Source organism: Tsuneonella sp. HG222, from assembly GCF_053819185.1.
Genome location: NZ_JBSOQZ010000001.1, coordinates 589,912 through 608,965, shown reverse-complemented (window position 1 = coordinate 608,965; position 19,054 = coordinate 589,912). Strand labels below are relative to the sequence as shown.

Below are 19,054 nucleotides of genomic sequence, written 5' to 3'. Positions count from 1 at the left end.
GTGCCCGGCGGCTCATAGCGCGCTTTCCCGCATGTGGGAATCGCGTTACCTTCGGGTCGATGACGGGGCAGATCGAACGGGTGGAAGGGGCGGCCGGCGCACGTGCGCAGTTCCGTTACTACCAGTACATCATGGCCGCGTTCGTCGCGATCCTGCTGCTGTCGAACCTGATCGGCGCCAGCAAGCCGAGCTACATCCCGCTGCCCGGCGGGGGGCAGTGGTCGTTCGGCGCGGGCGTGCTGTTCTTTCCCGTCAGCTACATCATCGGCGACGTCCTGACCGAGGTCTACGGCTACGCCCATGCGCGGCGCGTGATCTGGACCGGGTTCGCGGCCCTGGCCTTCATGGCCTTCATGGCGGCGGTGGTCGTTGCCCTGCCCCCCGCCGCCGGCTGGCCGGGGCAGGAAGCCTACGAGTTCGTGTTCGGCAATTCGTGGCGCATCGTGCTCGCCTCGATGGTGGCGTTCTGGGCGGGCGAGTTCGCCAATTCCTTCGTCCTTGCGCGGATGAAGGTGTGGTCCGGGGGGCGGCACCTGTGGATGCGCACGATCGGCTCCACCGTTGTTGGCCAGGGGCTGGACAGCCTGATCTTCTATCCGCTGGCGTTCTACGGCCTGGCGGGCTGGCCGCCCGAGCAATTGTGGCAGGTGGTCGTTTCGCAGTGGCTGATAAAGACGGCGTGGGAAGCGATCCTCACGCCGGTGACCTACGCCGTGGTCAATTTCCTGAAGGCCCGCGAGGGTGTCGAGGTATTCGATACCGACACCGACTTCTCGCCCTTCGCCCACGCCGCGCGGGAGCGGTAGGCGGGCGGGCGGAGCCGCTGGCGGATCAATCCGCCAGCAGCCCGATCGCGAGATACACCGGGATCAGCAGGCCTACACCGGCAATCGTTCCGACCACGAAGATCAGCCGCCAGGCCAGCGGGTCGAGCCCGAAGGAGTTGGCCAGGCCGGCACAGACGCCCATGACCTTGCCGTTGGCCTTGTCGAGGTGGAACCCCGTGGAGGGGAGACCTCCCTTGTGGTTGTCGATGTCGTTCACGCGACCATCCCCGAAACGATCTGGGCCGAAGGGGCCGAGAAGCTGGCGACGAGCAGGAAAGCGGTCATGCTCACGGCGGCGAAGACGGCCATGGCGCGGTCGGCGAAGTTCGAAAAAGCGTTCATCTCATATTTCCTTCCACTGTTCGGGGGACCTTTCCTCCCGATGAACAGATTGTTGCACAAGGTGTGCCAAACTTGATTTCTCCTTGTTCTTCAATTATTTGACGTTTTGCCGCTCTCTCCGCGTCTGTACCGTTCGCGCAAAGATGGGATTTTCCACCAAGTATCGGCAAGCAGGTTTTCCGTGGCTCGGCGGCCCGCCTTGGCCTAGGTCCGCAGCCTGCTCATGGCGCTCGACCGGATCACCCTTTCCGCTTTCCGCAATCATCGCGCGTCGCGGCTGGACGGGGCGGCGAAGCTCAACCTGCTGCATGGCGAGAACGGCGCGGGGAAGACCAACGTGCTCGAAGCGCTGTCGCTGTTCGCGCCGGGCCGGGGCCTCCGGCGCGCCTCGCTCGGCGAGATGGCGGGCAGCGAGGCGGGCCACTTCGCCGTCAGCGCGGCGCTGATGCGGGGCGACGGGGGGGACCCGGTGATGCTCGGCACCGGCACCCGGCCCGACAGTCCCTCACGCCGCGTCGTCCAGGTCAACGGCGCGGAGGCCAGCGCGCTTTCGCTCGGCGAGTGGCTGGCGGTCGGCTGGCTGACCCCGGCGATGGACGGCCTGTTTACCGGCAGCGCCGGCGACCGGCGGCGCTACATGGACCGGCTGGCGGTGGCGCTGGATCCCGGCCACGCGCGCACCGCGGCGCGCTACGATGCGGCGCTGCGCGAGCGCAACCGCCTGCTCGCGGGTGAGGACGAGCCGGACACCGCCTGGATCGCCTCGGTCGAGGCGCAACTGGCCGAGGCCGGGGCCGCGCTGGCGGCCGGGCGCGCCTCGCTCGTCGCCTCGCTAACCGGCGCGCTCGCCGCGCTGCCCGACCAGCCCTTTGCCCGCCCCGCCCTCATATATGCCCCGGGCGGCCCGCTGGACTTGGAGGCGCTATCGGCTGAATTTGCGCGCCAGCGCCCGCGCGACCGGGCGGCGCGGCGCACCTTGAGCGGCCCGCATCGCGACGATCTGGCGGTGACGATGGCCGGCAAGGACATGCCCGCCGCAAGCTGTTCCACCGGCGAGCAGAAGGCCATGCTGATCGCCATCACCCTGGCCCATGCGGAGCTCGCCGCGGCGGGTCGGCCCGGTGTCCTCCTGCTCGACGAGGTGGCCGCCCATCTCGATCCCCTGCGGCGCGAGGCACTGTTCGATCGCCTGCGCGGCGGCGCGGCGCAGGTCTGGCTCACCGGCACCGAACCGGCGCCGTTCGAGGGCATTCTGGGCGAAGCGGCGGTCTGGCGGATCGAGAACGGATCGGCGCGGCGGGTCTAGCCGGCCGGTTCGGGCAAGGCTTCCGCCACGGTGTCGACGGTGGCCGCGACCATCTCCAGCACGCCTTCTGCCGTCGGATGAATGCGGTCGGCCTGGACCAGCGCCGGGTCGGCCTGCAGCGGCGCCATGAAGAACGGCACCAGCGCGGCGCCGTATTCCTTCGCCAGCGCGGGATACATTCCGTCGAACGCGGCCTGGTACTCGGGTCCCGCATTGGGCGGCGCGCGCATGCCGTAGAGCACGACCGGCACCTTGCGCGCCTTCAGCTCGTCGAGGATCGCCACGAGGTTGGCCCGCGCCTCTTCGGGCGAAATGCCGCGCAGCAGATCGTTGCCGCCCAGTTCCACCAGCGCGAGGTCCGGGGCGCGCTCCATCGCATCGAGCACGAAGGCGATGCGCTGCTTGCCGCCCGCCGTGGTGTCGCCAGAGACGCCGGCATCGGCCACCTTCGCGTTGACGCCCCGTGCCCGCAGAGCCGCCTCCAGCCGCTCGGGATAACCCTCCGCCTCGGCCAGGCGATATCCGGCGAACAGGCTGTCGCCGAACGCCAGGATGCGCACTTCCGGGCCCATGACCGGCACGGGGGCCTCGGCCATCGCTTCGGCCCCCGCGCGGGTCGTGGGCTCCGCCACCGGCTCGGCGTCGGGCCCGCAGGCGGCCAGCGCGAGGACTGCGGAGATGGCCCAGAAGCGACAATTCATTACCCGCGTCTCCTTGTTCATCGCCAATCCCTATGCCATCGCGGCGGCGTGACAAGTCCTCCGGTGATTTCCGCCCGCGATCTGAAACTCACGCTCGGCGAAGGTCCTGCTGCGGTCGAGATCCTCCGCGGCATCGATCTTGACGTCGCGCAGGGGGAGACGCTGGCGCTGCTCGGCCCCTCGGGATCGGGCAAGAGCTCGCTCATGGCGGTGCTCACCGGGCTCGAACGCGCGAGCTCCGGCTCGCTCGCGGTGGCCGGCGCCGATTTCGCCGCGCTCGACGAGGACGCGCTCGCGCTCGCCCGCCGGGGCCGCATCGGCGTGGTCCTGCAGGCATTTCACTTGCTGCCGACCATGACCGCGCAGGAAAACGTCGCCACCCCGCTCGAACTGGCCGGGGAAGCGGGCGCGTGGGAACGTGCGGCGGAGGAGCTGACGGCGGTCGGCCTGGGCCACCGGCTCGACCATTATCCGGCCCAGCTTTCGGGCGGCGAGCAGCAGCGCGTGGCCATCGCTCGCGCAATCGCGCCGCGCCCGCCGCTGGTCTTTGCCGACGAGCCGACCGGCAACCTGGACGCCGCGACCGGCGAGACCGTGGCCGACCTGCTGTTCGCCAGGCGTGCCGAAACCGGCTCGACCCTGGTGATCATCACTCACGATCCGGCGCTGGCAGAGCGCTGCGCCCGCGTGGTCACGCTGTCCGACGGCCGGATCGCCAGCGACCGGGCGGGCCGCGCGTGACGATCCCAGCCATGCGACGAAGCCGCTAGGATGGGCCAGGCTACCGCCCCCGTCATCGGCTGGAGCGCCGCGTGGGGCATAGCCCGGCGCGATCTCCACCGGCGCTTTCGCGGGCTCAGGCTGCTGCTGGTCTGCCTGTTCCTCGGCGTCGGCGCACTCGCCGCCATCGGGTCGCTCACCTCTGCCATCCGCGGCGAGCTGGACAGCCAGGGGCAGACGATCCTGGGCGGCGACCTCGAGGTCGAGGTCTGGCAGCGCCCGCTGACAGACGAGGAACGCGCCTGGCTGGCCGACTACGGCGAGCTGTCCGAGGGATATCGGATGCAGGCCATGGCGCGCGCCGGCGAGGCCACCGCCCCGGTCGAGCTGAAAGCCGTCGACGAGCGCTGGCCGATGTACGGCAGCTTCACCCTGGCGGACGGGCGCACGGTAGGCGCGCCGGCAGCGGACGAGGCATGGGTCGCAGAGGGCACGGCGGAGCGGCTGGGCATAGCGACCGGCGACAACATCAAGGTTGGCACCGCAACGCTGCGGGTCGGAGGCATCATCGGCGAGGAGCCCGACCGGCTGAGCGAAGGCTTCCAGCTCGGCCAGACGCTTATCGTGCGCAAGGAATTGCCCGAAACCGCAGGACTGACCGCGCCGGGCGCGATGTACGAAAGCAAGACGCGGATCAGGTTCTCGGGTGCGGACGACCCAGAGGCGGTCGAGGAAGCGCTGGAAGCACGCTTCCCCGAGGCGGGGCTGGACACCCGCACCCGCGACCGCGCATCCCCCGGCGCAGAGCGTTTCGTCAGCCGGATGGGCGAATTCCTCACCCTCGTCGGCCTCGCCGCGCTGGCGATTGCCGGGATCGGCATCGGCGGCGGGGTTTCCTCCTATCTCGAGGCGCGCCGCGCCAGCATCGCCACGATGAAGATCCTCGGCGCGACGAGCCGCGACATCACCCGCATCTATGCCCTGCAATTGGGCGCGGCGGCGATTGCCGGAACCTTGGCGGGCCTACTGGCGGGCGTGGCCGTCACGCCGCTGCTGGCCAACGCGCTGGGCGATCTGCTGCCGGTTCGCAGCGGGGCGACGTTCGATCCCTGGGCTCTCCTTCGCGCCGCCGCGTTCGGCCTGCTGGTCGCCACCGTGTTTGCCGCGCCTCCGCTCGCCCGGGCGCGCGACTACCCGGCCATGGCGCTGATGCGCGCCCGTGTGGCACCCCTCGCCCGGATCGGTTCCGGCGCGGCGAGGCCGGTGGCCCTGGGCCTCGCCGGGATCGTCGCGCTGGCATTCGCGGGTGCCCCGCAGCCCTTGCTGACGGCGAGCTTCCTGGCCGGCGCGGTGGCGGTGTTCGGTCTTCTAGCATTGCTTGGCTGGGGCATCCGCCGGCTGGCCGCCCGCGCTCCGCGCCCGGCCAACCCTTTGCTGCGCATCGCCATCGGCAACCTTCACCGCCCAGGGTCGGCCACCACGGCGCTGGTCGTCGCGCTGGGATTCGGGCTGACGGCGTTCGTGCTGCTGGCCGGAATCCAGTCGAGCCTCGACGGCAACATCCGCCGCTCGGTGCCCGAACGCGCGCCCGACTACTTCGTGCTCGACGTCCCGCGCGACGGAGCGGAGAAATTCGCCGCGATGGTCGAGGCGGCGGCTCCGGGTTCCGCGATCCGCACCGTGCCCACGATGCGCGGCGCCGTGCTCGCCTTCGGCCCGAAGGGCGCGATGACCCGCGTCAGCGAGCTGGAGGAACTCCCGGACGGTGCGTGGGGCCTGCGCGGCGAACGCGGGCTGACCTATGCGGCCACCGTTCCCGAAGGCAACACCGTCACACAAGGCGAGTGGTGGCCGGCGAATTACAGTGGTGAACCTCTCGTCTCGGTCGACGAGGAACTGGCGCAGGCGACCGGCCTGGCCATCGGCGACTACCTGACCATCGGCATTCTCGGCGTCGAGCGGACGGCGCGCATCGCCAACATCCGGCGCATCGACTGGGAGAGCCTGGGCTTCAACTACGTTTTCGTGTTTTCGCCCAATGCCATTGCCGACGCGCCGCACAACTTGGCGGCGACCATCGAGCTGCCTGCTGGCTCGCGAGCGCCCGGACTGCTGGGCGGGCTGGTTGCGGTCTTCCCTTCGAGTTCGGTCATCGAGGTCGGTCCGCTACTGACCGAGGCGCGCACGATCCTCGATCAGGTGGCGCTGGCGATCCTCGCCGCGGCATCGGTCGCGGTGCTGGCGGGGATCGCGGTCCTGCTCGGCGCCATTGCCGCGGCACGCGCCGCGCGGCTCTACGACAGCGTAATCCTGCGCGTGCTCGGCGCCAGCCGGCGGCAGCTATTGCTACTTCAGCTCGGCGAGTTCGGCCTTCTCGCGGCGATCCTGGCGGTCGTGGCGCTGGCTCTGGGTACGGCCATGGCCTGGCTCGTCGTCGTCCAGTTGTTCGAATTCGACTGGCTGCCCGACTGGGCCGGAATCCTCGGCGTCCTCGGTGCCGGCCTCGCGCTGGTCCTTGCCTTCGCGCTCGGCGCGTCGCTCCCGCTGCTGCGCGCCCGCCCGGCCCAGTCGCTGCGGAGCCTGTAGCGGGCCCAAGAAAAAGGGGGCCCGCAGGCCCCCTCTCCCTCCGTTTGCTTTCAGCCGCTTACCACTTGAAGCGGGCGGTTACGCCGTAAGTGCGCGGATCGTTGATGTAACCCGAGATGCCGCCGTTCTGGACAACCGAGTCGAAGATCTGTTCGATGTTGTTGTCCTTCAGCAGATTGCGGCCCCAGAACCCGATGGTCAGGCCGTTCTGCATCTCAAAGTCGATCGAGGCGGTGAGGTCGTTGCGCTCCACCGTGAACGGTTCCGCCGCGGCGATGGCCGGGGCTGCGTTGACGATCGATCCGTCGGCACCGCGCACCAGGAAGCCCGGCAGGCCTTCCACCACCTTGGTGCGCGACGACCACAGGTAGGACACGCGCGGGATAACCAAGACGTTGCCGAGATCGGCCTCGTACTGGGCCCCGGTGACGACGGTCCACTTGGCGATGCCGGCCGGGCGGGTACCCGTCAGGTTGCCGACCGCCGAATTGTTGAAGCTGTCGTACTTCGGATCGAGGTAGGTCGCGGCGAAGTTCAGCGTCAGGGCGTTGATGTTGGCCTGGGTTTCCACTTCGACGCCGAAAGTGCTCTGCTTGCCCGCGTTGAGCAGCGCGAAGCCGGTGCCGGTGAACAGGTTGGACTGGAAGCCCTCGATCTCCTGGTCGAACACCGCCAGGTTGGCCGAAAGCCCGCCGCCGTTGTACTTCAGGCCGGCTTCGATCACCCGCGCATCTTCCGGTCCGGCGAAGCGGCTGCCCGCCGACAGGTTGTTGGGCGCGATGCCCGCAGCAATGGCGGCCACGCGATCCGCCGCCGTCGGGCGGGCGTCGCGCGACAGGTTGATCGAGCTCGCCTTGAAGCCCGTGGCGTAGCTTGCGTAGACGTTCAGGGTGTTCCCGATGTCGTAGGCCAGACGCGCCGTGTAGCTGAAGTTGCTGTCGTCCGTGCGGCCCGGTTCGACCGCGTTCGGCACGTTGAGGTAGGGCGGCAGGAACTGGTAGGCGCGCAGTCCGCCGAGCGGATTGGCCAGCGGGTTGTTCTGGTTGGCGTTAGCGAAGGCGGTAGCCCCGGCAACGATCGTCGGGAAAGCAGCTGCACCTGCCGGGCCCGCCGGGCTCGTGCCGCTGGCAAAGGCGGTGACTTCGGCCGTCGTTGCCGAACGGCCCAGGCCGAGCTGCGTACCCACGGTCTGCGCGATCGCGCCCTGCCGCAGCAGGGTGTTGCGGAACGGTGCGTACTGCGGCGCATCGAGGTTGATCGCCGAGAACGTGTCGGTGCTAACGGTATCGGTGCGGAACTTCTTGCTGTCGTCGGTGTAGTTGCCGCCCAACGTCAGCGTCAGGCCGTCGATGACCTCGAAATCCACCTGGCCGAAGACGGAGAGCGACTGGCTGTCGAGGTCGAAGTTCTCGGTCAGCCCGCGGCCCTGCTGTCCGAACTGGCCGGCGTACTTGGCCGGGTTGCCCTCGAGCGCGCCGAAGGTCTGTTCCAGCGTCGCGACGTTGAGCGCGCCGCCGCTCAGGCCCTGGATGAGCGCGTTGGCGTAGGCGCGGAACTGCGAGCCGAAGAGCAGCTGGCCCTTCAGCTTCACGTCGTCCTTGAGGAAGAAACCGCCCAGCAGCAGGTTGATCCGGTCGCCGATCTCGCCCGTCCAGCGCAGTTCCTGCGTGATGGTCTTGACCGTCGTGTCCTGCAGGAAGGGATAGACCAGGTCGGCGCTGGTGAAGTCGGGATCCTGCAGCGCGTTGTTGCGCGAATAGCGCCAGGCGCTGATCGAGGTCAGCGTGCCCGGGCCCACCTCGAAATCGACCTGCCCCGAAACCCCGTAGTTCTTGACCCGGTTCTGCGAATTGAAGTTGTTGTAGACCACCCGGCTGAATGGGTCGTTGGTCGGGTTGGTCTTGCCGCCCAGCGCGGTGACCACCGCGAAGGTCGGGCCGGACTGCAGGTTGACCACGCCGCAGCAGTTCTCGTCGATCTTGTCGTAGTCGGCGATCAGGCGGACGGACAGGCCGCTGTCGCCTTCGAACAGCAGCTGGCCGCGGGTGAACCAGCGATCGCGCTCGTTGGTGCGGTCCAGCGTGCGGCCGTCCTTGAAGAAGCCGTCGCGCTTGCTGATGCCGCCGGCGAGGCTGAACGCCACGTTCTCGCTGATCGGGCCGGTGACGTAGGCCTTGCCGACCATCAGGTCGTAGTTGCCGATCGTCAGTTCGGCCGAGCCGCCCAGGTCGAACGCGGGCTTGGCCGTCGAGATGGAGATGACGCCGGCCGAGGCGTTCTTGCCGAACAGGGTCGACTGCGGGCCGCGCAGGACCTCGATCCGCTGCACGTCGGGCAGTTCGGTGATCTGCGATGCGGTCCGCGAGCGGAACACGCCGTCGACGAACACGCCGACCGAGGGTTCGATACCCGCGTTGTTGGCGCCGTTGCCGAAACCGCGGATGAAGAAGTTGGTGCTGCCCAGGTTCTGGCGCTGGCCCACGACAAGCGAGGGGACCACCGTCTGGAGGTCCTTGAGGTCGCGGATCTGCGCGCGCTCGAGGGTCTCGGCGGTCGTCACGGTCACCGCGACCGGAACGTCCTGCAGCGTCTGTTCGCGCTTGGTGGCGGTAACGAGGATCTCGTTGCCGATCGCGCTGTCTTCCTCGGCGGTATAGTCGTCGGCCGGGGAAGCGGCATCCTGCGCTGCGGCGGAAGAACCCTGAAACGCGACGAACGCGCTCCCGCTCAGAAGGAAAGCACGAACGAAACCGGCCCGGCCGGCAGCACATTTCAGCATCAGGATCTCCATCTCCCTCCGGCCCGCGCCACCGATTGCAGGTGGCAATGGCGGCGTTACCAGAGGTAGCTTGATAATCCGGCTGTTTCCCCGTCGCAATCGCCGTGTTCACAAGTCGTAACAGGGGAAACGATTTCTGTTGCCAAAGGGGCACACTCGGCCATCCCGCCCGGCGGCCTCGCCGGCCCGGCACACGGCGATCCGGGATGTGCGAAAGCCACACTCGCGAGTGAGCGGCAGGCGGCCGTTGTTCGTGCGCCAGCTTTCGCCTGTGGTGCAGGCAAGCCGCTTGGGCCCCCTCGCCAAGCACACAAAAGCCGATTATGGCCCGCGCGATGACGATCGACGGTCTGCGGATTGCCCTGTTCAGCGGCAACTATAACATGACGGTCGACGGCGCGAACAAGGCGCTCAACCGGCTCGTCGAATATCTCCAGCGGCAGGGCGCCACCGTGCGGGTCTATTCGCCCACGATCGACAAGCCGGCGTTCCAGCCGCAAGGCACGCTCGTTTCGCTGCCGTCGGTGGCCATTCCCACCCGCGCGGAGTATCGCTTCCCGCTCGGCCTGAATGCCCGCGTCCGGGCGGACCTCGCCGCTTTCGATCCGCACGTGCTGCACATCTCCGCACCCGACAAGTCCGCGCGCGCCGCAGTGAAGTGGGCGCGTGAACGGGGCACCCCGGTCCTCGCCTCAGTCCACACCCGGTTCGAAACCTACTTTCAGTACTACCGACTGGGCTTCATCGCCGGCTGGGTCGAAAACTGGATTCGCCAGCTCTACCGCCGGTGCGACGCGCTGGTGACGCCCTCGGCCGGGATGGTCGACGTGCTGCGCGAGCAGGGCATGAACGACGACATCTCGCTGTGGGAGCGCGGGGTCGACCGCCAGGTCTTCTCGCCCGAGCGGCGCGACCTGGCCTGGCGCGAAGCCCATGGCATAGCGCCCGACGCGGTCGCCATCGGCTTTCTCGGCCGCCTGGTCATGGAAAAGGGGCTCGACGCGTTCGCCCAGACGATCGCCGAGCTCGCCCGCCGCGGGGTGCCGCACCGCGTGCTCGTCATCGGCGACGGTCCGGCGCGCGGGTGGTTCGAGAGTAACCTTCCCGGTGCTTCGTTCGTCGGCTTCCAGGGCGGCAGCGACCTGGGCCGCGCGGTCGCCTCGATGGACGTGCTGTTCAATCCGTCGATCACCGAGACCTTCGGCAATGTCACGTTGGAGGCGATGGCCTGCGGCGTGCCGGTAGTCGCCGCGCGCGCGACGGGCAGCACCAGCCTCGTCGCGGACGGCGTCAACGGGATCTTGGTGGATCCGGGCGACATCGCCGGCTTTGCCGATGCGCTTGCCCGCTACGTCGAGGACCCGGCCCTGCGCGCGGCGCACGGTGCCGCCGGCGCGAACCGCAGCAAGGCCTATGCGTGGGACGCGATCAACCAGGCCGTGGCCGACACGTATCTGCGGCTCATCGCCGCGCGAAAGGCGCCGGCCGGGCGCTGATCAGCGCAGCACCCCCGCCGCAGTCTGGCGCCGGGCGTACCAGATCAACAGGAGCGTGATCGCCGTGATCGCGGCGGTCATCCCCAGCGCCATCGCGGAATCGCTCAGGCCCGGCAACGGGTTCTGCAAGCTGTGGACATTGGCCCCGACGAGCCCGATCAGCGAGACGACGAAAGCGTGAAAGGCATAACGGCTGCGCAGCAACAGCAGGACCGATCCGGCCACCGCCCCCCAGACTCCCAGGGCCCAGGCCGTGTCCGCCCAGAGCGGGAAGCTGTCGAAGTATTCGACCGCGGCCTGCGTGTCGTAGCCGTAAGGCTCCGTCATCATCCGCATGTAATCGGCATTGCGCGTCTGGCTCATAATGTAGTCGTAGGCGCCGATGCAATTCCACAGCAGCGCGACCACGCCCACGGCCCACAAGTGCCAGGGCGCGGCCGCATCGCTGCCCCCGGTTGCAGGATCCGCACCGTCGGCCACCGCGGGCCCGCTCGAAATGTCCGTCATAGTCCCCTCCCACAGGGCGACCCTGTGGGAGGGCATATCACAGGCGAGCTGAGTTTACAGCCGCTCGATCTTGCGGGCGGCCTCGTCGAGCAGGTCGGCAATGCGGTGCGGCAGGTCCTCGCCGTCGCCCTCGTCGCGCGCGGCGAGGCGCTGGGCCAGGGCGGTGTAGAGGTTGGCGGTCGCCCGTTCGATCGACGGGGACCGGTGGCGCTCGGCGCGCTCGCCCATCGCCGTAACCCGCTCCATCGCTTCGGCGGCGGCTTCCGCCTCCTGCTCGAGCACGGCACGCCCGGCCTCGGTGATCGCGAACAGGCGCCGCTGGTCGTCGCTCGCCTGCTCGGCGATCAGGCCTTCGTCGGCCATCATCTGCAGGGCGGGGTAGATGACCCCGGGGCTGGGGGCATAGTGCTCGCCCGAGAGGGACTCGATCGCCTTGATCAGGTCGTAGCCGTGGCGCGGCTCGTCGGAGATGAGGCGCAACAGGATCAGCCGCTGCTCGGCGCGGTCGAACCGCCGCCTGCCACGCCCGCCGCGCGGGCCGCGGGGCCCGCCCGGTCCGAATGGTCCGCTGGGGCCGAACGGCCCATGCGGACCGAAAGGCCCGTGGGGACCGAACGGACCGTCCGGCCCGAAGCCCCCGCCATCGCCGCCACCGAAGCGAGCAGCCATCATCTTGGCCCGGAAGGCCGCTTTCATTGCGTTGCGCACGCCGCGCTCGAAATCTCGCATCGTTAACTCCTTACTTGATAGCTCTAAGATATATCTTTAAGCAATCGCAATGCAAGAGGCTCGCAGCGAAATCTTTCGCACCCTATGTTCGCAGGCGATGGCCGACCTTTTCCCCGACACCGTTCCCCTCGCCTCTTCCGCGCCCGGCGAACCGCGCGACGACGCGCCGCTGGCCGACCGGCTGCGCCCGCGCTCGCTGGCCGAGATCATCGGGCAGGAGCACTTGACCGGGCCCGAAGGCGCGATCGGCCGGATGGTCGCGGCCGGCCGCCTGTCCAGCATGGTCCTTTGGGGTCCGCCGGGCACCGGCAAGACCAGCATCGCCCGCCTGCTCGCCGATGCCGTCGGCATGCGCTATCACGCGGTCAGCGCGGTCTTCAGCGGGGTGGCAGACCTGAAGAAGGCCTTTGCCGAGGCGGAGACCGCCCGCCAGGCCGGCCAGCGCACGCTGCTGTTCGTGGACGAGATCCACCGCTTCAACCGCGCCCAGCAGGACGGCTTTCTGCCCTTCGTCGAGCGTGGCACGGTGACCTTGGTCGGCGCGACGACCCAGAACCCCAGCTTCGAGCTCAATGCCGCGCTGCTCAGCCGCGCGCAGGTGCTGATCCTTCATCGTCTCGACCACGCGGCGCTCGGCCAGTTGCTCGACCGCGCCGAGGACCTGGAAGGCCCCCTGCCCTTGACGCGCGAGGCGCGCGAGGCGTTGGTCGCCAGCGCCGACGGCGACGGGCGCTTCCTGCTCAACCAGGCCGAGACGCTCTATGCCGCCAGGATCGCCGAACCGCTCGACCCGGCCGCGCTGGGGCAGTTCCTGCAGCGCCGGGTCGCGGTCTACGACAAGGACCGCGAAGGGCACTACAACCTCATCAGCGCGTGGCACAAAAGCCTGCGCGGTTCGGACCCGCAGGCGGCGCTGTACTACATGGCGCGGATGCTGGTGGCGGGCGAGGAACCGCTGTTCGTGCTGCGCCGCCTGACGCGCGCAGCCGTGGAGGACATCGGCCTGGCCGATCCGCAGGCGCTCGCCCAGTGCATCGCCGCGAAGGAGGCCTACCAGTTCCTCGGCAGCCCGGAGGGCGAGTTGGCGATCGTCCAGGCCTGCCTCTATTGCGCCACCGCCCCCAAGTCGAACGCGGCCTACAAGGCGCAGAAGGCCGCGTGGAAGAGCGCGCGAGAGACCGGCAGCCTGCAGCCGCCCAGCACCATCCTCAACGCCCCGACCAAGTTGATGAAGGACATCGGCTACGGCTCGGGCTACGCCTACGACCACGACGCGGAGGAAGGTTTTTCCGGCGCCGACTACTGGCCCGACGGCATGACGCCGCAGACCTACTACGAGCCGGTCGAGCGCGGGTTCGAGCGCGAGGTCCGCAAGCGGCTCGAATACTGGGACAAGCTGCGGGGCGAGAGGCAGGGCGAGGGATGAGGGCCGCCGGCGGCCTTGCCGTCCTGGCGCTCGCCGCCTGCGATCGACTGCCGCCGTCGCCCGAGCCCGCTGATGCGCGGGCGCTGGTCGCCGTCGCCACGGCCGCCGGCCCACCAGATGCTTCCTCATGCAAACTCGCAGAGCCGCTCGCCGATGCCGAGCGCATCCGCAGCGCGCCCCTGCCAGTCCCGCCCGCGCTGGCCGCGATCGTCTCGGCGAGCGTGGACGTCTACGCCGTGCACACGCTGGGCGGGGGGACCTACTGCGTCGACACCCGCTGGATGGAGAAAGCCGATGCGATGGAGCTGTCGGCCGACGGGCGCTTCCTCTCGTTCGGCTGGACCGGCTACGAATCCTACGGCCACCTGCTCGTCGACCGCAGCGGCGCGGGACAGGAGATCGACACCGGCCAGCCGCCGAAGAATTCCCCCTCGGGCAAACTGCTCGCCGCGCTCGAGTGGAGCGAATCCGGCTACGGCGCGCTGCAGGGGCTGGCCGTCTGGCGGATCGATCCGGTCGGCGTGACGCTGCTCGCCAAGGAGGAGGACCTGCCGTTCCTCTTCCAGTGGCAGATCGACCGCTGGGAGGGGGATCGCTGCCTCGAGGTCTCGGCCGTCGCCAACGAGGATGTGCCCAGCGAAGGCTGGGTGACCGATCCGGCGGTCCGCCGGCATTTCACCTACAGGGCACGCGACAGCGGCTGGATCATGGCCCCGGCAAGCGGTCCCGCAGGGTGCGGCACGGCGTGAGCCGCTTCCGGCATTACGTCGCCATCGACTGGTCGGGCGCCGCGGGCGAGCGGCACCGGGGCATCGCGGTCGCGGTCGCCCATGCCGGCGGCGGCGCGCCGGCGCTCGCCCGCCATCGCTGGTCGCGGGCCGAGGTGCTGGCGCTGCTGCTGGACCTGCCGCCCGACACGCTCGTCGGGCTCGACCTGGGGATCGCCCTGCCCTTCGTCGATTGCGGCGCCTACTTCCCCGGCTGGGCCGAAAGCCCGCCCGACGCCAGGTCGCTCTGGGCGCTGGTCGATCGCCACTGCCTGGGCGATCCCCATTTCGCCGCACAGGGCCTGGTCGGCCATCCCGCCGCCGCGCCGTTCTTCCGCGACGGCGCGACCGAGGGCGCGGCGTTCCGCTGCGACGGGGCAGGCCACGGCCGCGGCCGCTTCCGGGTGACCGAACTGGAGCAGGCGCGCCTCGGCTGCCGGCCGATCTCGAACTTCAACCTCGTCGGCGCGGCGCAGGTCGGCAAGTCGAGCCTGACCGGCATGCGCGTACTTCACGCGCTGGGCGGCCGGGTGCCGGTCTGGCCGATCGATCCGCTGCCGCCTGCCGGATCGGTCATCGCCGAGATCTACACCACGATCGCCGCGCTTCGCGCCGGGCGCAGCGCCGGGACAGCCAAGATGCGCACGTTCGAAGCGCTGAACACCGCACTTCGAGCGCTCGATTCGCAGCCCGTGGAGGGGGAAGGCGCAATCGACGACCACGCGTCCGACGCGCTCGCCACCGCCGCCTGGCTGCGCCTCGTCGCCGGGCAGGAAGAGCTGTGGCATCCGGCCGCCATGACTGGCGACGTCGCGCGAACGGAGGGCTGGACCTTCGGCGTTCCGTGACGCAAAGGCCATCCGGAGCCGGCTTAGCACAGTGGTAGTGCAGCGGTTTTGTAAACGGCTGTCCAGCGTTGATTTTCTAAGAAAAAAAGAGCGCTAGTCGCTCGATAGTCGCTTTCGGTGGGTGGTGCCGGAGTTCGGATTTGAACCGAAGACCTACCGCTTACAAGGCGGTTGCTCTACCCCTGAGCTACACCGGCATCCGTGCAGCCCTTATGACTTCTGCCACCTGCCGCGCAAGCCGCTCTCCGCTAAGTTCGCACTCCCAAGCGACGATTACCCTCCACCCGAGCCCTATTAGCGCTTCGATGCTGGCTTGATCACGCTCAACATTGCGCTTGAGCTTCGGTATCCAATAGTCCTGTCTGGTCGATGGTATGCGAGCGCGCTTGCAACCGTCATGAGAATGCCAGAAGCAGCCGTGGACAAAGACGGCCAAGCGGGCTTTTCCAAACACTATATCTGGACTACCCGGAAGCCGCGCGTGCAAGCGGTAGCGAAGCCCGGCCGCGTGGAGTGCCCGGCGAAGGGCGAGCTCAGGGGAAGTGTCTTTGGATCGCACCCGCGCCATTGTCTCTGATCTGGTAAGGGGCCCGTTGTCCCGCTTTGTCACTCGACGTTCTCACTTTGTTCTGGCATCGTGACGAGCATGGTTAGGCAATTCTACGAGTTTTTTGCAGGTGCCGGAATGGCTCGCGCGGGCTTGGGGGAAGACTGGGAATGCCTGTTCGCCAACGACATCGATCTCAAGAAGGCAGTTACCTACGAGGAAAACTGGCAAACTGAGGTGATGAAAGCGGCTGACGTGAAGACGCTGAAGACCACTGATTTACCCGGTTCGCCGGAGCTCGTGTGGGCGTCCTTCCCCTGCCAAGACCTGTCACTTGCTGGTGGTGGCGCTGGCCTCAAAGGTGAGCGTTCGGGCGTCTTCTGGCCGTTCTGGCGGCTGATGGAAGCACTCATCAAGGACGATCGGGCCCCGGCGATCATCGCGCTTGAGAACGTGCCCGCCACACTGACCTCGCACGATGGCAGGGACTTTGAAGAGTTGTGCCTGGCGCTCGTGAACGCGGGCTACAACGTCGGCGCTCGGGTGGTCGATGCGGCGCTGTTCGTTCCGCAATCTCGCCCGCGGATGTTTCTCATCGGCGTCCGCAATGACATCCTCGTACCTGCGCAGTTGAAAGAGCGGGCTGGCCTTACTGATATCGATACGAGGGTGTCCGCTGCATACGCCCGAATGAAGGAACGCGCTGCTGAAGAGCCCAAGCTCAAGCCGGTCATAGAGGCTTGGATCGATTGGTCACTCGCTGCGCCGAATGTTACGCGGAAATCTCTCGAAGAGCTGCTTGAAGTCGATCCGGTCGATGTCGAGTGGCACAGCGAAGCTGAGACGAAAACACTCATCGATCGCATGAGCGAGATCAACCGCAAAAAGGTGAAGAAAGCCAGGGATGCTGGCGTGAAGATGTATGGCACCGCTTACCGGCGCACTCGTGTGACCAAGGGCGTCAAAACGGTCCGTACCGAAGTGCGCTTTGATGGCATCGCAGGGTGCCTGCGAACTCCGTCTGGTGGGTCCAGTCGGCAGATCGTCATTGAAGTGAAGGGCCGCAAAACTCGTTCGCGTCTCATGACGCCGCGGGAAGCTGCTCGATTGATGGGGATGGACGAGGGCTACAAGCTCCCGGACGCATACAATGAGGCATATCACTTGATCGGTGACGGCGTGGCGGTGCCCGTGGTGGCATACCTGAGGGACCAGCTCTTTGATCCACTCTTGGTGCAACTAGCGGCCCAGACGAAAAAAGCCGCATGAGCATCATCCCTTGCGCGGCCAACGATGAGCTCCGCGAGCGCATCGTTGCCTTTGCGGAGGTGCTGAAGACGCAGGCTCACACGCTTGGCGATCACAACCTCGATGAGCAAAATTTCTACGACAGCGGGCTCTTCCGCGGGGCGATCGAACGCATCCGCGGTCAGTTCTCCGCGACCATGCGAGAAAAGCGTACCTTTGCATCTCATGTCCTCAACTGGCTGCAAGAGCGCGGGCATATCCTGAATTGGGAGAGTGCCGGGGAGTCCAACCGTCACGATTACATCGTCGAGCTGCCCTCGGGCCGCATCTGCGCGATCGAGCTCAAGGGCTGTCTCGACGGGAATAACACCAACATCTTTTCCCGGCCGCCGCATTGCCATGAGTTTGTGCTGTGGTCGGTCTGCACCAACCCGGGCGCAGATCCCCGACACAACGTTTGGTCCGGCATTCACACTCGCTTGTCGGCTGAGATAATCGAGCGGGAACAGCTCGTAGATGGGCTGATCGTTTGGGATATGGTCTGTGGTACGATCGGCCGTCCGTGCCCCAAGCTAGAGGTCGATCCCACACGGCACACTGTCGTTGGGCCGTATGAGCTCCCTCCGCCATGCGTGTACCTGTTTCCGGCTACGATTCCCTCGCCTCGCAACAACCCCTCGCCTGCGCCTCAAAACGTCGGAGACGTTGAGTTTCTGGACATCCTGCATGGGGCATTTGGCGGTCATCCTCAGGAAGTGAACCGCGTCGGTTTCGAGGTCGGTTACGTCGGAGTCGATACCGTGCGGCGGACTACCGTTGAACGCGGTGGGGCCGTAGTGATGCAGAGCAACGCGACGCCGATCAGGCGCGCGTAGGTTTCTCTTTTTTGCGAAGCCACCACCACTTCACGTCCCCTGGCATGTCGCCACAGTGTTTGGTGCAAAGCTCGTAGTGGCGAATGATCTTCTCCAGTGGCCAGTCGCCCATGAGGGTAGCGGCTGCCATGAAGGATCGGCCGATGAGCTTAGCGGTGAGCTGGGTGTAGTGCTCTCGCTCGGTCGGTTCGCGCTTCTCTGGCTTTGCAACCTGAAAGCGCGAAAAATCCAAAGCGGCCGAAATTTTTGTAAATTGTGGGGTGGGTTCAGTTTCCATAGGATCGATACAGCTTCGCCTTCTCCAAGACCTGGATAATGCGCGGGTTCTCTCTTTCCATCACCGTAGAACTCAGAGCGTAAGTGGTAGGCATCCTGGTCGGTGCTACCTTTTCCCTTCTCAAGAAAGCCGTTTGGCGGCGATCCGTTTTAGCGGGTCTCAACTTAGCGCTCGTCTATCCACTCAACCCCCGCATATTGGAGGCCACGATTGCTCATGGCGTTCTGATTTGCGGGCGTTGCGAAGCTAGTGTGCTCTTTCCCCCGTCCGTTCACTCATCCCCTTCCTTTCTAAAGGGTCGGGTTAGTGCCAAAGTGTAGGCATCAAGTGGACGAACAGACAGGGCAAAAAGACCACTAACTCTTTTGCTTTTGCTGTTTTTCGTCAGGCGCAAGAGCCTCGACGTGGTGATGTGAATGTACGAAAAAGCACGCCTGTTAAGCGTGCCTGGATTGAATGCTTCCAGCGCCAACCCATCGGGATTTGCATGACCCAAGAGTTGGGTTAGCTGTGGCAACATTCAAATTTGTTGTTTGAGTCATGCTCCCATATTGTACGTGAAGCGCACATGAAGCGTCAAATGGTCACGCTGGGGACAACTCTGTGGATTTCTATCTCGACCCGCGGGCACTCATGATCAAAAGCAAAGTCGTAGGTGCCAATGACGTACTTGTCGTTGACAAAGATCGCATCGGCCACACCCTTCTGCACATTGTCTGGATCGGGGCGAACATCGTTGGCAAAGTAGCTCATTGTGGTGAGTAGCCACTTCTCCTTACCTGTCTTGAGCGGCTTGTATCCTGTAGCGTTCACAGTGCCCCCAGCGTCGATGTAGGCAGCGACGACGTGGCTCTTCCAAAGGTTGTAGCGGATGGCTTCTGGCTTCCACTTCGCGCCCTGCGTGGTGCGGTAGTAGCCGATTGGATTACCTTTAGGATCAAGATGGTTGCCGTAGACCGTGAATTTCACCTACTCATCATACCGTACAAAGCAAAATCCACCCGAACGCTAGGTGGATTTGCCAGCCCTATGACAAGCTGAGAGAGAGTGTCCCGCCGCTATGAAACGGGACC

The 19,054-nt window shown here is 66.8% G+C and carries 19 protein-coding genes and 1 tRNA gene; 10 read left to right on the top strand and 10 right to left on the bottom strand.

The features are described from left to right. The first annotated feature begins 59 nt into the window (after window positions 1–59). Window positions 60–806 (top strand): queuosine precursor transporter, encoded by a 747-nt coding sequence (locus ACWPMZ_RS03015; RefSeq protein ID WP_455702535.1) that lies wholly within the window; start codon window positions 60–62, stop codon window positions 804–806. 25 nt (window positions 807–831) lie between these two features. On the opposite strand, the gene ACWPMZ_RS03010 is transcribed toward ACWPMZ_RS03015, so the two are convergent. Beyond that, on the bottom strand, window positions 832–1,044 hold the full coding sequence (locus tag ACWPMZ_RS03010; protein ID WP_455702534.1) for a PspC domain-containing protein: 213 nt from the start codon (window positions 1,042–1,044) through the stop codon (window positions 832–834). Continuing rightward, window positions 1,041–1,169 (bottom strand): hypothetical protein, encoded by a 129-nt coding sequence (locus tag ACWPMZ_RS03005; protein ID WP_455702533.1) that lies wholly within the window; start codon window positions 1,167–1,169, stop codon window positions 1,041–1,043. Before ACWPMZ_RS03005 ends, ACWPMZ_RS03010 begins: the two co-directional genes overlap by 4 nt. A gap of 223 nt (window positions 1,170–1,392) precedes the next feature. On the opposite strand from ACWPMZ_RS03005, the gene recF reads away from it, so the two are divergent. Beyond that, the gene (gene recF / locus ACWPMZ_RS03000) at window positions 1,393–2,475 is read left to right on the top strand and encodes a DNA replication/repair protein RecF (RefSeq protein WP_455702532.1); all 1,083 of its coding nucleotides are present in this window, start codon (window positions 1,393–1,395) and stop codon (window positions 2,473–2,475) included. Here the strand turns inward: recF and ACWPMZ_RS02995 are convergent. Continuing rightward, window positions 2,472–3,197 (bottom strand): arylesterase, encoded by a 726-nt coding sequence (locus ACWPMZ_RS02995; RefSeq protein WP_455702531.1) that lies wholly within the window; start codon window positions 3,195–3,197, stop codon window positions 2,472–2,474. The two genes, recF and ACWPMZ_RS02995, sit on opposite strands and share 4 nt — an antisense overlap. A 27-nt stretch (window positions 3,198–3,224) precedes the next feature. On the opposite strand from ACWPMZ_RS02995, the gene ACWPMZ_RS02990 reads away from it, so the two are divergent. Together ACWPMZ_RS02990 and ACWPMZ_RS02985 are read left to right on the top strand one after the other, a co-directional pair. Next, window positions 3,225–3,917 carry an ABC transporter ATP-binding protein gene (locus ACWPMZ_RS02990; protein ID WP_455702530.1) on the top strand — a complete coding sequence of 231 codons (693 nt, stop codon included), beginning with the start codon at window positions 3,225–3,227 and terminating at the stop codon, window positions 3,915–3,917. A 30-nt stretch (window positions 3,918–3,947) separates the two neighbouring features. Next, window positions 3,948–6,482 carry an ABC transporter permease gene (locus ACWPMZ_RS02985; protein ID WP_455702529.1) on the top strand — a complete coding sequence of 845 codons (2,535 nt, stop codon included), beginning with the start codon at window positions 3,948–3,950 and terminating at the stop codon, window positions 6,480–6,482. Between the two features lie 58 nt (window positions 6,483–6,540). Here the strand turns inward: ACWPMZ_RS02985 and ACWPMZ_RS02980 are convergent, their stop codons facing one another. Continuing rightward, the gene (locus ACWPMZ_RS02980) at window positions 6,541–9,261 is read right to left on the bottom strand and encodes a TonB-dependent receptor (protein WP_455702528.1); all 2,721 of its coding nucleotides are present in this window, start codon (window positions 9,259–9,261) and stop codon (window positions 6,541–6,543) included. 335 nt (window positions 9,262–9,596) lie between these two features. Here ACWPMZ_RS02980 and ACWPMZ_RS02975 point away from each other — a divergent pair, with 335 nt between their 5' ends. Next, on the top strand, window positions 9,597–10,757 hold the full coding sequence (locus ACWPMZ_RS02975) for a glycosyltransferase family 4 protein (protein WP_455702527.1): 1,161 nt from the start codon (window positions 9,597–9,599) through the stop codon (window positions 10,755–10,757). On the opposite strand, the gene ACWPMZ_RS02970 is transcribed toward ACWPMZ_RS02975, so the two are convergent. Then, window positions 10,758–11,264, bottom strand: a complete 507-nt coding sequence (locus tag ACWPMZ_RS02970; protein ID WP_455702526.1) for a hypothetical protein — start codon at window positions 11,262–11,264, stop codon at window positions 10,758–10,760. Window positions 11,265–11,318: 54 nt separating this feature from the next. Continuing rightward, window positions 11,319–11,993 (bottom strand): PadR family transcriptional regulator, encoded by a 675-nt coding sequence (locus ACWPMZ_RS02965; protein ID WP_455702525.1) that lies wholly within the window; start codon window positions 11,991–11,993, stop codon window positions 11,319–11,321. Between the two features lie 97 nt (window positions 11,994–12,090). On the opposite strand from ACWPMZ_RS02965, the gene ACWPMZ_RS02960 reads away from it, so the two are divergent. The 3 genes from ACWPMZ_RS02960 to ACWPMZ_RS02950 are packed head-to-tail and all read left to right on the top strand — an operon-like array spanning window position 12,091 to window position 15,034. After that, window positions 12,091–13,419: a replication-associated recombination protein A gene (locus ACWPMZ_RS02960; RefSeq protein WP_455702524.1), complete on the top strand. Its 1,329-nt coding sequence runs from the start codon at window positions 12,091–12,093 to the stop codon at window positions 13,417–13,419. After that, entirely contained in the window at window positions 13,416–14,168 is a 753-nt protein-coding gene (locus tag ACWPMZ_RS02955) for a hypothetical protein (protein WP_455702523.1), read from the top strand. Before ACWPMZ_RS02960 ends, ACWPMZ_RS02955 begins: the two co-directional genes overlap by 4 nt. Further along, complete coding sequence (locus tag ACWPMZ_RS02950) at window positions 14,165–15,034, top strand: hypothetical protein (RefSeq protein WP_455702522.1); 870 nt, start codon at window positions 14,165–14,167, stop codon at window positions 15,032–15,034. The genes ACWPMZ_RS02955 and ACWPMZ_RS02950 overlap by 4 nt, the downstream gene beginning before the upstream one ends. 122 nt (window positions 15,035–15,156) lie before the next feature. Here the strand turns inward: ACWPMZ_RS02950 and ACWPMZ_RS02945 are convergent. Next, window positions 15,157–15,231, bottom strand: a tRNA-Thr gene (locus ACWPMZ_RS02945). Beyond that, window positions 15,222–15,644: a very short patch repair endonuclease gene (locus tag ACWPMZ_RS02940; protein WP_455702521.1), complete on the bottom strand. Its 423-nt coding sequence runs from the start codon at window positions 15,642–15,644 to the stop codon at window positions 15,222–15,224. The genes ACWPMZ_RS02945 and ACWPMZ_RS02940 overlap by 10 nt, the downstream gene beginning before the upstream one ends. Window positions 15,645–15,680: 36 nt before the next feature. Here ACWPMZ_RS02940 and ACWPMZ_RS02935 point away from each other — a divergent pair, with 36 nt between their 5' ends. Further along, a complete protein-coding gene (locus tag ACWPMZ_RS02935) occupies window positions 15,681–16,850 on the top strand; it encodes a DNA cytosine methyltransferase (RefSeq protein WP_455702520.1) in 1,170 nt (389 codons plus the stop codon). Next, window positions 16,847–17,704 (top strand): hypothetical protein, encoded by an 858-nt coding sequence (locus ACWPMZ_RS02930; RefSeq protein WP_455702519.1) that lies wholly within the window; start codon window positions 16,847–16,849, stop codon window positions 17,702–17,704. The genes ACWPMZ_RS02935 and ACWPMZ_RS02930 overlap by 4 nt, the downstream gene beginning before the upstream one ends. Here the strand turns inward: ACWPMZ_RS02930 and ACWPMZ_RS02925 are convergent. Together ACWPMZ_RS02925 and ACWPMZ_RS02920 are read right to left on the bottom strand one after the other, a co-directional pair. Continuing rightward, window positions 17,691–17,981, bottom strand: coding sequence for a hypothetical protein (locus tag ACWPMZ_RS02925; RefSeq protein ID WP_455702518.1), 291 nt, complete (start codon window positions 17,979–17,981; stop codon window positions 17,691–17,693). The genes ACWPMZ_RS02930 and ACWPMZ_RS02925 overlap by 14 nt on opposite strands. 576 nt (window positions 17,982–18,557) lie before the next feature. Next, the gene (locus ACWPMZ_RS02920) at window positions 18,558–18,950 is read right to left on the bottom strand and encodes a RusA family crossover junction endodeoxyribonuclease (RefSeq protein WP_455702517.1); all 393 of its coding nucleotides are present in this window, start codon (window positions 18,948–18,950) and stop codon (window positions 18,558–18,560) included. Window positions 18,951–19,054: the final 104 nt, after the last annotated feature.

What these genes read in the sequence shown, in the direction of transcription:
- ACWPMZ_RS02965 (WP_455702525.1), bottom strand. Translation starts at nt 11,993, where the DNA reads ATGCGAGATTTCGAGCGCGGCGTGCGCAACGCAATGAAAGCGGCCTTC.
- ACWPMZ_RS02960 (WP_455702524.1), top strand. Translation starts at nt 12,091, where the DNA reads ATGGCCGACCTTTTCCCCGACACCGTTCCCCTCGCCTCTTCCGCGCCC.
- ACWPMZ_RS02930 (WP_455702519.1), top strand. Translation starts at nt 16,847, where the DNA reads ATGAGCATCATCCCTTGCGCGGCCAACGATGAGCTCCGCGAGCGCATC.
- ACWPMZ_RS02955 (WP_455702523.1), top strand. Translation starts at nt 13,416, where the DNA reads ATGAGGGCCGCCGGCGGCCTTGCCGTCCTGGCGCTCGCCGCCTGCGAT.
- ACWPMZ_RS02970 (WP_455702526.1), bottom strand. Translation starts at nt 11,264, where the DNA reads ATGACGGACATTTCGAGCGGGCCCGCGGTGGCCGACGGTGCGGATCCT.
- ACWPMZ_RS02995 (WP_455702531.1), bottom strand. Translation starts at nt 3,197, where the DNA reads ATGAACAAGGAGACGCGGGTAATGAATTGTCGCTTCTGGGCCATCTCC.
- ACWPMZ_RS03005 (WP_455702533.1), bottom strand. Translation starts at nt 1,169, where the DNA reads ATGAACGCTTTTTCGAACTTCGCCGACCGCGCCATGGCCGTCTTCGCC.
- ACWPMZ_RS02935 (WP_455702520.1), top strand. Translation starts at nt 15,681, where the DNA reads ATGGTTAGGCAATTCTACGAGTTTTTTGCAGGTGCCGGAATGGCTCGC.
- recF (WP_455702532.1), top strand. Translation starts at nt 1,393, where the DNA reads ATGGCGCTCGACCGGATCACCCTTTCCGCTTTCCGCAATCATCGCGCG.
- ACWPMZ_RS02980 (WP_455702528.1), bottom strand. Translation starts at nt 9,261, where the DNA reads ATGCTGAAATGTGCTGCCGGCCGGGCCGGTTTCGTTCGTGCTTTCCTT.
- ACWPMZ_RS02925 (WP_455702518.1), bottom strand. Translation starts at nt 17,981, where the DNA reads ATGGAAACTGAACCCACCCCACAATTTACAAAAATTTCGGCCGCTTTG.
- ACWPMZ_RS02975 (WP_455702527.1), top strand. Translation starts at nt 9,597, where the DNA reads ATGACGATCGACGGTCTGCGGATTGCCCTGTTCAGCGGCAACTATAAC.
- ACWPMZ_RS03015 (WP_455702535.1), top strand. Translation starts at nt 60, where the DNA reads ATGACGGGGCAGATCGAACGGGTGGAAGGGGCGGCCGGCGCACGTGCG.
- ACWPMZ_RS02985 (WP_455702529.1), top strand. Translation starts at nt 3,948, where the DNA reads ATGGGCCAGGCTACCGCCCCCGTCATCGGCTGGAGCGCCGCGTGGGGC.